This window comes from Candidatus Nitrosocosmicus sp. T (genome assembly GCF_054408485.1).
This window is the reverse complement of record NZ_CP166992.1, coordinates 1,161,043-1,174,615: the sequence shown is the minus strand read 5'-3', so window position 1 is coordinate 1,174,615 and position 13,573 is coordinate 1,161,043. Positions and strand designations below refer to the sequence as shown.

Here is a 13,573-nt window from a genome sequence, read left to right as displayed (position 1 = left end):
AGGATGCAGACATTAAATCACAATTGTATTTTTTGTCAGATTGTACTGAAAAATTTACCTAACGCAATAATTTACGAAGATGAAAAATTTTTGGCTTTCATGGATAAATATCCCATAAACCATGGACATTCGCTATTAGTGCCTAAACAGCATTATAGAAACATTTTGGATATGCCCATAAATGAGGTTGGGGAGATGCATTGCTTAGTACCGCGGATAGCAAAGGCCATCACTAGTGTATTAGGAAGCGACGGATTCAATATCAATCAGAATAATGGAAAATCTGCAAATCAGATAGTTCCACATGTACATGTACATATAGTTCCCAGATACTCTATTGAGAAAGTTAAAGGTCAATGGCCCATGCGTAAGATTGCACAGATAAAGGAGCTAGAAGGTATTGCTCAAAAAATTAGAGAGAATATCGAATTAAAATGAATAAAATGGATACTTGTGCCATCACTATAGGAATAATTACTTATAACGAGGAGCATAATATTTTAAAATTTTTTGAATCGCTCAGAGCACAACAGCTAATAAAAAATTTTACAATAGCGGAGGTAATTTTCGTAGACGACTCGAATGATGAAACTCCTAACCTGATCAATAAAATAAAGTCTGAAAATCCCGAATACAATATTCGTCTCATTCACAACGACCAAAGAAAAGGTGCAAGCCAAGGATGGAATACCATATTCAGAAACGCAAAAGGCAGCATTATAGTATTATTAGATGCAGACATCGAGATCGGCGAGAACTGTATCTCCAAATTGTCGAATAAAATAACAGGTAATGTAGGATTGTGTGCTTCTAACACTGTTCCTAGAATTAACGATACAAGTTTTTATGCATGTGCATCTATTTTTATCGCATATTGGTTAAGATCGATAAGAATGCATGGCCTTTCTCAATACACGACAATGGGAAGAGCACTCGCTTTGAATGCTCATTTGGCCAAACAGATAGAAATTCCAGAGAAAATAATAGCAATAGATCTCTATCTTCAGTGTAAAGTGCTAGAAAAGGGCGACAGGGTGACCTATGATGATGATGCAATAATCTATTTTAATCCTCCAACAACTCGGCATGATTTTTTTAGCCAAATAGTAAGAGCATTAAGAGGCCATAGTCAGTTAAAAGAGCTGACGAGAAAATTTGATTTCAAAGCTTCCATTTCACTAATAATTAAGGAATTTATGATCAATTCAATAAAATATCCTAAAGGTTCATTGTGTCTTTTATTATGTTATTTAGAATTACCTCTTAGTTACTTTAGGGAAAGAGAACAAGTTTCCCACCTTTGGGAACCTGCGGATAGTACAAAAAATTAGTAATGAAAGATTTGTTATTTTATGTAGTTAAAAGATAGACACGGAAGAACCAAAACAAAATTGAAAACAAAATACAAAGATCGAAAATTCATTTTCTAAAGAATGGCAACCGGCCATGATATGTTAATTTTGATTAATTCTACAGTCAAACTTGATTGATAATTGCAATAACTAATTCGAGAGAATAATAATAAAGACTGCAACGCAGGCTAATGATCCAAATAATGCCAGTGTGGTCTTCCACATTCCAAGGTTTTCCTTTTCCCCTATGTCCCACATACCTCCAGTTGATTTGCTGGGGACTTGCCAATTCTTTATCACATCGTAGCTATAAAATTTCGATAAATCAGCAGATGGTGTCCAACTTCTATTATAACTTGAATGCCGGTTTGACGAAGAATTGATCAAATCGTATTTCTTCCTTGAGTTCTCGTCAGAAAGTACTTCATACGCCTCTACTATTTGCAGGAACTTTTGATGAGCCTCATTACTTTTGTTTTTGTCAGGATGGTGTTTGAGGGCAAGAAGTCTAAATGACTTTTTGATATCGGCAATGGTTGCATGTTCATCTATCCCTAGTATGTCATAGTAGGACTGCGACAATAATACTAAATGAACAGTTCTAAAAATTAAGTATTTTGCTCTAGATTCAACGAAATTCAATTCTAAAATATCATAATTTCGATTAACCTAAACGCGAAGTTTCTATTTAAAAGAAAATCAGCCAGATAAAATAACAATGATGATCCCGATATAAATATAGAAAATGAGGGGACGATGATAGAGTCGAATCAATTATTAGTACTATAGAGAAAAAATCTGATTATTCAAGTTCCTTACTTTACAAAAATGAGGATATACTTCACATTCAATAAAAACTAGAACAAATTGTCAGATCTGCTTTGCTTGCAATAATCTAATTACTGAAGAAATAAAAAACGTGAATGAAGATGGGATCTGAGGACAAATCAACTGGGGTGTTTTCAATGCTATGATAGAAAATCTAAAGAATTTGAAAAAATAATAAATTATTGCGTTATATGTAGTAAGAATTAAAGGCCCATCAGGTATAACTCCAATCCGCTGTATGGCATTAAAGGTCAATAGCGCAGAATTTTGTTGGGATTCAAATAATTCTATATTTACCAAACAATTATGCCACATGAATAAATACAAAGAAATGATTATCTTTCTGGCCCACACTGAAAAACTGCTGATATTTAATCAAAATTCTATTTTTTACATAGCTCTATGAGTCTCAAATTACGAGTGATAATTAACCAAAAGATTAGGACGAGATCTTCATATGTACAAGAGTTTGTTGAAACATTAGCTCTGCTGTCCCCTTAGCATCCCGATTTAAGGTATCAGATTGTTTGAATAATTGAATTGCTCAAGATTCAGTTTTGTATGACCTACTATATCTGTAGAACTAAAAGGTAAAATACAATAATGAGCCTTATCTCCACAACATAGATACTATTCCTAACCCGGTTATACACAAGCCTGCATATGCTACTTGTGGTACGCTAATACTAATAGCACCTATGGCCAAGCCAATTCCTGCTATAGCCATCAGAATTTCCCCTTTCCTTCTATTTGTTAAATGCAATACTATTATCATTATTTTACTATGGGTTTATAAAATATTTCCTTCTTGATGAAAAAATCATTAAATTGCTTATTTAGTACGAAAGGATTGGAATTGGTTCACCTACGGATATGGATAATTCATCAAACACTTCTAAAAAAAATAATATAGGAAGTTATTAAACCTATAAGTTAAAGGTGGCTGAGTCCCCCTGCACCCGTAGTATATGGCGATTGTCCTGGAAAATTCCTCCTGAAATGTCCAGATGGTCTTTTTGATAGCAATTCTATAAACCATGCTTCGTGCTCAATTTCCTCCTGCATTATCCTCTGTGCAATGTCGAATGTTCTGGGATCTTTTCCCCCAGGTCATGTCACATACTTCTCCCCAAGATCTAATAGCACATTGTTCTGCTTCTAATAGTACTTTTATAATGGAAGTCAAGTCTTTCCAGTTCTCGGGTAAATAAGCGTCTGGACATCCCGCTTGAGTTGCAAAATCTCTAATATCTCGTGGTAAGCTGCCACCCAATTCATAAAGCCGCGGAACCATAGCCTCGAAGTGGTTTCTGTCTTCAATTCTTGCATCTTCGACTATCTCCTTAATTCCTTCTCCATCGAGCCCTGTACAGTGCATCCTTAAAATAGTATAATAATAATAGGTAGTAAATTCCGCCCCCACGCCTTTAGTTAGCAATTCCTTTAATCTTTCAATATTAACACCATTTTTTTCTAAGACTTCTAGTGCTACTACATTTGGAACATACTCATTATTCTCAGTCATTATCAAACGTTAGACAGATGAATATAAAAATTTTATTATAAATTAGTAATAAATGCTATAATAATCGAAATATGGTCTTCGTTTTTTTATTACTTTAAAATATCATCCATTGACTCAAAGCCTTCTCTCTCAATTAATTGGAGCAAGCAAATGGTAAAACCAACATGTGAACAGTCATCTGTTGTACACATCTTACATAATGGTACGCAATCAACTATATCCACAAAAATGTCCTGTGCCAAAAATCTGTCAAATAACCTTACCAAACCAATATTAGGAAAATCAACATATTTTAAAACCAAAGGAGGATTCTGATCATAGCCTTCACTATAAAATGACTTGCAATTCATCCAATTCAAAAATGCAAAGGTTCCTTCATCCAAACTCTCGCATTTCTCGGCTTTTTTCAACTGGAGGTTATTAGTCTTGATTTTGTCCTTACTAGACATTATCTATCGTAGTAACCTATTATACCAAACTCCTAAATATAAGGTTTTAATGTTGTTAATTTAATAACCAATTAATCCATTGAGGTCCTCTCAATCGAAGTCGTTAGAGTATATGTTTTCTGTAGGTAATCCATACAGGGCCCACTTTTTATTAACCAACATTTTAGTTTCCTCATCAACGTCAACCTCCTCCTGAATCTCTCTAAAAAAACCCTCCTCTCTCCATTTAGTAGTGGCGTCAATGCCCATTTTTGATCCAAAATTTACCAATGGAGATGAAGGATCTAATGTGTCAGTAGGTACATTTTCTATTATTAGTATGTCACGTTTTGGGTCTGCTTTGGTTGTTACAGCCCAAATTACCTTATCAATATTATGTACATCAATAACATGATCAACTACGACAAAAATCTTGGTTAAGGAAAGCTGGCCTAACCCCCATAATCCCATCATTACCTTTTTTGCTTGTCCAGGGTACCTCTTTTTGATAGAGATTATTCCCAATCCTTGAAACCATCCGGCTGCCGGCATAGAGAAATCTATTACTTCGGGTTGGAACATCTGTATCAGAGGTAAAAACGATCTTTCTATTACCTTTCCAAAATAAGCATCCTCAAGAATAGGTTTTCCAACGACAGTGGTTAGGTAAATGGGATTTTTTCTGTGCATTACACCTGTTAGTTTAAAAACAGGAAATTTATCAGGCGGTGTATAATAACCAGTATGATCTCCAAAAGGTCCTTCAGTTTCTAGGTGTTCTGGGTCAATGGTGCCCTCGAACACGATTTCAGAATTAGCAGGCACCTCCAGATCAACTGTCTTACATTTCACCATTTTGACCCCTTTCTTTCGAGAAATACCTGCAAACAGAAATTTATCCATGCCCTCCGGAACTGGGGCTATACTGCTGAAAATGGTACCTGGATCGGCTCCAATCACTATTGCTGCTTCGATTGGTTTTTTAGAATCCTTTGAAATATCAAAATGCTGGGCTCCACGTTTGTGAATCTGCCAGTGCATTATAGCTTGATTATCATTTAAAATTTGAATACGATAAACTCCTATATTCCTAATACCAGTTTCTGGATGTTTAGTAACCGTCATTCCCAAGGTAATAAATCTTCCAGCATCTTGCTTAAACGACTTGAGAATTGGAAATTGCTTGAATGAAGGGTTATTAGTTTCGATTACCTCTTGGACCTGACCTTTCTCCACAATCTTAGGCCCGTAATCTGAAATCTCTGATAACTTTGGAAGCATTTTTAATTTATTAAAAACACCAGATGGCATTTTCATCCGTGTCATTTCAACTATTCTGTTCCCTATTTCTGAAAAATCTTGTATGTCTAATGCTATTTGCAATCTCTTCAACGATCCGAAAGCATTGCCTAGGATAGGTATTTCAAAACCTTGTACGTTTTCGAACAATATAGCAGGACTTTTTTTTGAATACATCATACGTCTCATGATCTCAGCGACTTCTAATTCGGAACTTACTTCCGTCTGGATCTTTTTTAATTCTCCAGCTGATTCCAAGGCGTTTAGGTATTCAGATAGATTGTCAAAAGTCATTAAAAATAATTGTATTTAGCCTTATTTAATCATCAATATTATGCCATGGATGTCAAATAAAAATAAGAAAGGAAAAAAATAACGGCAAATGAATTCTAGAAAAAATATTTGAGTTAATATTTTATTCTAGTTTATAGTCGTCATACCATTACCCATTTTGGTAGAATTATCCATCATCATGTTCATATTACTCATATGATCCATTGGCATTGACATGTTTTCTTGTGCTACTGCTGGTGTTACCATGACTTCTTCCCATAAGGCTGCTGCTACGGTACTTAAAACTACGAATACATTGAACTTATTATGGATCATTGAATAGATTTTCCTGGCAAATAACAACATCGTTTAATACCAGTAGACTTTCTTGTAATATTTTTATACACTAAAAACTTTTTTGAAAAACAGTAGTCATTTCCTACATGGTCAGTCATACTTATTGTGCAATTTCGTCAAGTTGTTTTTATTGTTATTTATGAATGGAATAATTTTTTCAGTAATGATTTGATGAACATTTATAATCTCAGGATCAAATGACAATAGTAGAACGTACGACAAGGGTACTATTTTCATCGGTAATTGGTATGGTAGCCCTAATTAGACGTTCATATCTTGAACTAGCATATTGTATTTTACCCAACATGTATTCCCACCTTAGACGTGTATATTGCCTAGTGGCAGCGGTAATAGCATATTGAGCCCTCTCCTCAGGAGTTAACAAGGGCACAAGCCCAGTTCTTTCAGCGATGGATTCCAATTTTCCGTCTTCATCAGCAATACCCGCAAAACGTATACTAGGGTCCAGGTCTATCACGTGTTTACAGAACACATGGAATTCATCTTCGTTCCTTGAAATCATGTTCTCTATTACTATATTTTAACGCCGATATATATCATGTATTACGAAAAATTTGTTATTTTATGATTATCATTGATTCGCAAGATTCCCTAGGCAATACTTTCACACATCCTTCTAAAAATTCTTTAAGATCATCCTGTGAGAGTGGAGGTGGCAGGGTATCATTGGTCATTGAGGAATCCTCCAATATTCGTTGATTTTCGCTTATCGGTTCGAGGACTAGAGGTTTTGTTAAATAGTTATTGTCTCTTAACACGGTAATAATCACAGAATCTCCAATATTCTTAGTTTTTAAGTAATTCTTTATGTCCAACTGGCTTCGTACGTCGACATTATCCATCTTTACTATTATGTCTCCACCTAACTCTAATACGGTACCGTTTACTTCAGTGACCACGTAACTACCCCTCAAATTTGCTTTAGAAGCAGAACTATTACCAATTATGCTGGTAATTAAGAACCCGTTTTCTCTCGATATATTCATTTGCTTGGCAATCATAGGAGTTATATCCAAACCTATTACACCCAATGACGGATTAGTCAAATCGGTTTCCAAGGATGGTCTAGCAGTCAATGGGATCGTTACTACCTGCTTATCAAGATTCGGGCCTCTCAGCACTGTTAGGGTTACATTATCGCCAATTCGCTTATAGTTCTCCAAATATGATAAAATATCATCCACCTTTCTAACAGGCTTATTATCTATTTCAGTAACTATATCACCTCCGAGTTCAATCGGCATTCCGTTAATCTGTATGCTCTTGTTCCCTCCTTGTATGCCAGCCAACTTAGCTGGACTATTCTCCGTAACATTGATCACTAAAAATCCTACAGCTTCAGGTAAATTCAATAATTTTGCTATTTCTGGAGTAATATCAAACCCATTTATCCCAATGTATGGATGATCATATTCTCCATTTTTAATTAGAAGTGGTACAATTTTTATGAGAAAATTAGATGGAATAGCAAACCCGATGCCAGAATAAACGCCCGTATTCGAGAAAATGGCCGTATTAATTCCTATAACATTTGCATTCATGTCGATCAATGGGCCTCCCGAGTTACCAGGATTTATTGCAGCATCGGTTTGAATAATATCAGGTATAGAAAATGAAGGAACTGGTTCCACAATAGGGCCTTTCTCAAACGGATTTTGTGGAGATTCACCATTATCTCCAGCTGGCATAAGCCTTCCTAAACCACTAATAATACCTTCCGACAGCGATCCCGATAATCCAAATGGGTTTCCAACGGCTACAACTTTTTGTCCGATTCTAATTGTAGAAGAATTACCTAATTCTAATGGGACCAATTTGGAACTGACACTGTTATCTAATTCGGTAAGTTTGATAACGGCCAGATCAGAATAAGGATCAGTTCCTACAATATCACCTTCGTATGATACGCCATCGAGAAATGTTACATAAACTTTATTATTCTTTGATCCATCTACCACATGGAAGTTAGTCACAATATGTCCTGACTTATCGTATACAAATCCAGATCCCAATCTTGACGGGTTAGATTCTTTAACCTGGGTACTCCCAGGTTCAGTTATTTGAACAACTGATTTCTCAACCTTGTCAAATAGGTCAGGTAGCGAATTGCTATAATCTCTGTTTGTAGAATCAGGCATAGATTCGACTGTCATTTGATCTGATTCTAAAGTAAAGTTATCTCCCTGCCCGCTAACCGACTCAATAGAATGAGCAGTATTAATTGAAAATAGACATATGATAATAAATAATGATGTCAGAAATATTATGATCGACTGAATCTTTTTATCAATTTTCATTTGATAATCTTGATAGGTATTGAGCACCATGTTAATCGTTAATAAATATAGAACTTTTTCAGTCAATTTAAGTATTACAATTATTTGCACAATAGTAAGTATTATTGGTTAAGAAATCTGTGATAATGTTCAAGGGCTACGGACTGTTGTCTTGATTGAACTGATCCCGGCCTCATAAGTCTCAACTTCTTTACCGCTTCAAACGGAGTCAACCCTTCCTTTTTTATTAAATAGGCTGCTAAGACAGTTCCTGTCCTCCCTTTTCCTGCAGCACAGTGAACCAATACTGGTTTGTTTGCCTCAATATTTTTTTCGATATAATCTATCACTTTATGAATTTCGTCTACAGTCGGAGCATTATAATCATCTGTTTTTAAAAAATAATTTTCTAGCTCATAATTCTGAGAATTTACTTTTTGTATCCAGATTTCTGGTAAAGGAATCTCTCTAATAGTAACTAATGTCTTTATATTATTAGAAGCAAGCCAAGTTAGTTGGTCGTAAGATGATGGCAACCCGCTACCTGCTAATTTTTGAGGAATCACCCAACTAAAATTAGTTGGTCGTTCAACTAACCTTCCATGAACTCGACGATAAATCTCTCCTATTCTGGTCATTTTGGAATCTATACTATAATGAAATATTAATTAAATAGTTTTTTGAATCAGTTTAGACGATTGACTGATCCAACTTATCTAAAAACTTCTTAAAATTCTCCATAGGAATGACGGCTCCGCATGCTTTGTTATGTCCACCTCCACTTCCATTCAATTCCGCCGATAGATTGTTCACTAACGCTCCTAGATGAGTCTGGCATTCTTTAGACCCACGAATTGAAAGAATATATGAATTAATATTTGATTTTAATTTAAATGCTATTCCAACTTTCTTACCTGTGATACCCAAAACAAAATTTACAATCATGCTTGAAGATAACTCCAAATTATGCTCAAAGTATGATATATTATTTAGGTGTTTTGATTGTTCATCTATTATAGTAATGGCATTATTAATCTTCTCACAAAAGTCCCTGACTAATCTGAATCCATTCTTAATCTCATGGGGCATTTTTCCTTTCGATATTGCTCTAGAGATATACTTGAGATAATCAATATTCTTTTGTGATGAAGATATTATATATGATAAAAAACACGATTCCAGCATTAAGAACGTTCGGTCATATTTACTAACTAATAAGCTTGCCTTGGGATTGGACTCCATATAATCCGTCAATGCCGCGGCAGAGGCATAAAAGGAAAATTTACTGTTTAATTTTGCCCTAAGCACATGATAAATTTGTACAGAAGTGCAATCATTAATATCATGGATTAATTTCACCCCAATCGATTCCAGTTCATTCTTTATTTCGGTCTCAAGATAATGATGATCTATATAAATCACTTCAATTTTTTTATGAAGTAGTATTCTCAACTTATCTACAAATATAGTTTGATTCTTTTTGTTAAGACCAACATCACAAATAAAAACTCTAGAGAACTTATTATTCTTTTGACAAAGAGATATGGTATAGTCTAAGGAGTTTAATAAATTTGGATAATCTACCAAAAATATGTTCCTAATCTTCAGAGCGTTCTGTAGTAACGCTGCGGAAACTATCCCATCAACATCTTCCTTATGAGATATACAAATGCTTTTCAATATAACGAGATTCTAGTATCAGTTTGCTATTTAGATGTTTATATCCAACAGATTAAAATCTCCTTAGTAGAAACTTTCACCTCATTTACTGTTAATTAATCGGTAAGATCTAATAGCCGATGTCGAGACAAGACACAATATCAGAAAACTCCACTGAACTACAAGGATATCAATAAGTAAATCACTAGAAATAAGTTATTCCAAAATAAACATTATTCTTTACGCACAATACAATCATGGACAAAGTTTTTGAAGAGATGTTAATAGCACTTCTGAACATGTTATAGTGCAGAAATTCATTTACCTACTTTTTTTTCTGTCGGTTGTAATTATTTTATTTTATTTTATTTTTAATTACAGATCAGGTGCGTTGGGCTATTGGTGATGGCAGGCTGAATATCTCGCCCGAAGGCTTGATAATTACACCTCCATTCCATCAACGCCATCTTCTATGGCCGCCCTCCTCCTTACGGAAGGTTGTCTTTTCTCGGGAAAGGCTTCCTCCTTAGATGCTTTCAGGAGTTATCCTAAACAGCTTAGCTGCTCAGCTTGCCCTGTCGGACAACTGATAAACCAGAGGCTGCGCTGCCCTGTTCCTCTCGTACTAGGGGCAACTTCCCCTCAGACAACCACGCCCCTGTCAGGCAGAGACCGACCTGTCTCACGACGGTCTAAACCCAGCTCACGTTCCCCTTTAATGGGCGAGCAGCCCCACCCTTGGCTCCTGCTGCAGAACCAGGATGGGAAGAGCCGACATCGAGGTACCAAACCGCGGGGTCGATGGGAGCTCTCGCCCGCGACGAGCCTGTTATCCCTAGGGTAACTTTTCTGTCACCACCAGCCCCCAATAGTGAGGACATGATGGATCGCTAAGCCCGGCTTTCGCCTCTGAATCCCGTATCATTGGGAATCCAGTCAGACTGGCTTTTGGCTTTGCCCTCACCGGCGGAGTTCTGTCCCGCCTGAGCCAATCTTTGGGCCCCCTCGATACATTTTCAAGGGGGTGCCGCCCCAGCCGAACTGCCCACCTGCCGATGTCCCTGTTAAACAGGTTAGCGATACGGTAACAAATGGCTGGTGTTACACTTTTGCCTAGATCAGTCCCGGAGAACTGACCATAACGGCTCCCAGCTACTCTCTGCATTTGACACCATATCGCAACAACAGGCTGCAGTAAAGCTCCACAGGGTCTTCTCTCCCCGACAGAGGTTCGGGGACTGTTCGTCCCCGTTATGTGGCTTCACCGGGTTGTAGGCAGGGACAGCGGGGCCCTCGTTGTTCCATTCATGCACGTCGGAACTTACCCGACAAGGCATTTGGCTACCTTAAGAGAGTCAGAGTTACTCCCGGCGTTTAGCGGCCCTTAGCCCAGTTGAACCCAGGTTTTAGGTACCGCCACTGGCCAGGATACAGAGGCCATACACATCCTTTCGGACTAGCGACCACCTGTGTTTTTATTAAACAGTCGGGACCCCCTAGTCACTGCGACCTGCAGTCCCTACTCCTCGTAAAAACTGCAGGCACTCCTTATACCATAGGTACGGAGCTATTTTGCCGAGTTCCCTTGCCATACGGTATACCCGATAGACCTTAGACTTCTCATCCAGGGCACCAGTGTCGGATCTCGGTACGGTCTTGAAAGTATCTTCCTATTTCTGCTTTCATTGTCTCCTGGAATCAAGCAAACCCTCCTTGCGGAAGGCCATTGGTATCTCGCTTTAATTCTCGCCATTACGGCACTCCTCAAAGCTAGAGTACTTAGACAGAACGACGGTTCTGCTTACCCTATCCGGAAGCGACAGAAGAGGTATAACGAACTTTCAAGGCACTGGAATATTAACCAGTTTCCCATTCAAACAATTCTGTTGAGGTTGTTTTTAGGACCGGCTAACTCCCGGCTGATGACGCATTGCCGGGAAACCCTTGCCCATGCGGTCGCCGAGATTCTCACCCGGCTATGCTGTTACTACCACCAGGATCTGCACTAGTAGTTCGGTCCACTGGACTTTACAGCCCAGCTTCTACCCAAACACTACGCCCACCTACCACGCACCGACATCGTCGGTGGTCTAAAGTATCGGTAGTCTACTTGAGCCCCGAACATTTTCGGGGCTTTCGCTCGGCAGGTGAGCTGTTACGCACTCTTTGAAGGATGGCTGCTTCTGAGCCTACCTTCCTGCTGTCTTTGCTCGAAAACACCCTTTGGTTTGACACTTAGTAGACATTTGGGGACCTTAACTTTAGTCTGGGTTGTCCCCCTCTCGGTTATGAGGCTTACCCCACATAAACCCGCCTCCTAGCTTCTACGACGCTTGCACATTCGGAGTTCGAATGGATGGCGAGCTCTTTCGAGCCCTTACCGCCCGATCGGTGCTCTACAGGTACAAGCAATCTCAGCTAAGGCAGGACTGCGATCCACTTCGGTGGGAACTAGCGATCACCGGACTAGATTGGTTTTTGACCCCTAATCCCAGATCAGGGGACCGATTTGCACGTCAGGACCCTTGCAGACCTCCAGCGAGCTTTCGCTCACCTTCGTCTTATCCAGGACTAGATCGTCCGGTTTCTAGCCTTACTGCCATGACTCAAGACCCTTTCAGATCCATTGCCTCTTTTTTCAGATGAAAAAATGCGCAAATTCGGTTTCCCTTCGCCTTCCCTCTGTTAAAGGTTAAGCTCGCCATGACAGCAATCTCCCTGGCCCGTGTTTCTAGACGGAACGTATGACTCTAGAAATCCTTTCGAGCCATACACGTCTGTAACCGATTGGTTTCAGGCGCTTTTAACCCCCCTTCCGGGGTACTTTTCAACTTTCCCTCACGGTACTAGTATTCTATCGGTCTTGATGAATATTTAGCCTTGGATGCTACTTTCACCCATCTTCACTGGCCACTGCCAAGGCCAGTTACTCTGAATATGACAGAATCCTGCTCTCATTCGCCTACGGGGGTATCACCCTCTATTCCGGTACTTTCCAGTACACTTTAGCTTCGATTACAGGATCCTATACGTCATATCCGTAACACCACATCTCTATCATGTTACCATAACAGATTCAGTTTGGGCTGTTCCGCTTTCGCTCGCCGCTACTAACGGAATCTCAATTGATTTCTCTTCCTCGTCCTACTCAGATGCTTCACTTCGGACGGTTTGCTCTCCCTAGCTAACTAAAGCATGGGAGTGTATAGAGAGACCTCATTCGGAAATCCCGGGGTCGTCGGTCGCATGCACCTAACCCAGGCTTATCGCAGCTTGCCACGTCCTTCATCGCTTATCAAGCCGAGTCATCCACCAATCGGCGTCTTTGCACCAGTCCAGTAGTTATTATAAACTAATTTTTGGAGTTTTTTCCTTTCTTTCTTTGTCCTTTGGATCTAGTTAGTTCTTAGTTCCACTTGTGGTAGAAAAGTCTAATTCAATTCAATGGTTGGTATATGTATAAAAGGTTATTTGCTGTTTACCTACAACTATAACACATATCTTACTATTACAATCATTAATAACTCTATTCATTCTAATGACTATATTGTTATT

Annotated in this window: 11 protein-coding genes, 1 rRNA gene and 1 pseudogene; 2 read left to right on the top strand and 11 right to left on the bottom strand. The window is 38.3% G+C overall.

Features of this window, described 5'->3' with window-relative positions:
• Window positions 1-3: 3 nt before the first annotated feature.
• Both AB0A59_RS06070 and AB0A59_RS06065 read left to right on the top strand, forming a co-directional pair.
• A complete protein-coding gene (locus AB0A59_RS06070; protein WP_458747184.1) occupies window positions 4-438 on the top strand; it encodes an HIT family protein in 435 nt (144 codons plus the stop codon).
• A complete protein-coding gene (locus AB0A59_RS06065) occupies window positions 435-1,331 on the top strand; it encodes a glycosyltransferase family 2 protein (protein WP_458747183.1) in 897 nt (298 codons plus the stop codon). The genes AB0A59_RS06070 and AB0A59_RS06065 overlap by 4 nt, the downstream gene beginning before the upstream one ends.
• Window positions 1,332-1,502: 171 nt before the next feature.
• On the opposite strand, the gene AB0A59_RS06060 is transcribed toward AB0A59_RS06065, so the two are convergent.
• The 11 genes and pseudogenes from AB0A59_RS06060 to AB0A59_RS06010 form a co-directional block, all read right to left on the bottom strand.
• Window positions 1,503-1,934 (bottom strand): J domain-containing protein, encoded by a 432-nt coding sequence (locus AB0A59_RS06060; RefSeq protein ID WP_458747182.1) that lies wholly within the window; start codon window positions 1,932-1,934, stop codon window positions 1,503-1,505.
• An 856-nt stretch (window positions 1,935-2,790) separates the two neighbouring features.
• On the bottom strand, window positions 2,791-2,943 hold the full coding sequence (locus tag AB0A59_RS06055) for a hypothetical protein (protein WP_458747181.1): 153 nt from the start codon (window positions 2,941-2,943) through the stop codon (window positions 2,791-2,793).
• A gap of 170 nt (window positions 2,944-3,113) precedes the next feature.
• Window positions 3,114-3,705: pseudogene (gene dps, locus AB0A59_RS06050) on the bottom strand (DNA protection during starvation protein).
• A gap of 89 nt (window positions 3,706-3,794) precedes the next feature.
• A complete protein-coding gene (locus AB0A59_RS06045) occupies window positions 3,795-4,154 on the bottom strand; it encodes a hypothetical protein (RefSeq protein WP_458747180.1) in 360 nt (119 codons plus the stop codon).
• 90 nt (window positions 4,155-4,244) lie between these two features.
• Complete coding sequence (locus AB0A59_RS06040) at window positions 4,245-5,726, bottom strand: menaquinone biosynthesis decarboxylase (RefSeq protein ID WP_458747179.1); 1,482 nt, start codon at window positions 5,724-5,726, stop codon at window positions 4,245-4,247.
• 126 nt (window positions 5,727-5,852) lie between these two features.
• A complete protein-coding gene (locus AB0A59_RS06035) occupies window positions 5,853-6,041 on the bottom strand; it encodes a hypothetical protein (protein ID WP_458747178.1) in 189 nt (62 codons plus the stop codon).
• A 214-nt stretch (window positions 6,042-6,255) separates the two neighbouring features.
• Window positions 6,256-6,585, bottom strand: coding sequence for a DUF6659 family protein (locus AB0A59_RS06030; RefSeq protein WP_458747177.1), 330 nt, complete (start codon window positions 6,583-6,585; stop codon window positions 6,256-6,258).
• 55 nt (window positions 6,586-6,640) lie between these two features.
• The gene (locus AB0A59_RS06025; protein ID WP_458747176.1) at window positions 6,641-8,380 is read right to left on the bottom strand and encodes a trypsin-like peptidase domain-containing protein; all 1,740 of its coding nucleotides are present in this window, start codon (window positions 8,378-8,380) and stop codon (window positions 6,641-6,643) included.
• A gap of 101 nt (window positions 8,381-8,481) precedes the next feature.
• Complete coding sequence (locus tag AB0A59_RS06020) at window positions 8,482-8,997, bottom strand: phosphatase domain-containing protein (protein WP_458747175.1); 516 nt, start codon at window positions 8,995-8,997, stop codon at window positions 8,482-8,484.
• A gap of 52 nt (window positions 8,998-9,049) precedes the next feature.
• Window positions 9,050-10,039, bottom strand: coding sequence for a DHHA1 domain-containing protein (locus AB0A59_RS06015; protein WP_458747174.1), 990 nt, complete (start codon window positions 10,037-10,039; stop codon window positions 9,050-9,052).
• A 359-nt stretch (window positions 10,040-10,398) separates the two neighbouring features.
• Window positions 10,399-13,355 (bottom strand): 23S ribosomal RNA (locus tag AB0A59_RS06010).
• Window positions 13,356-13,573: the final 218 nt, after the last annotated feature.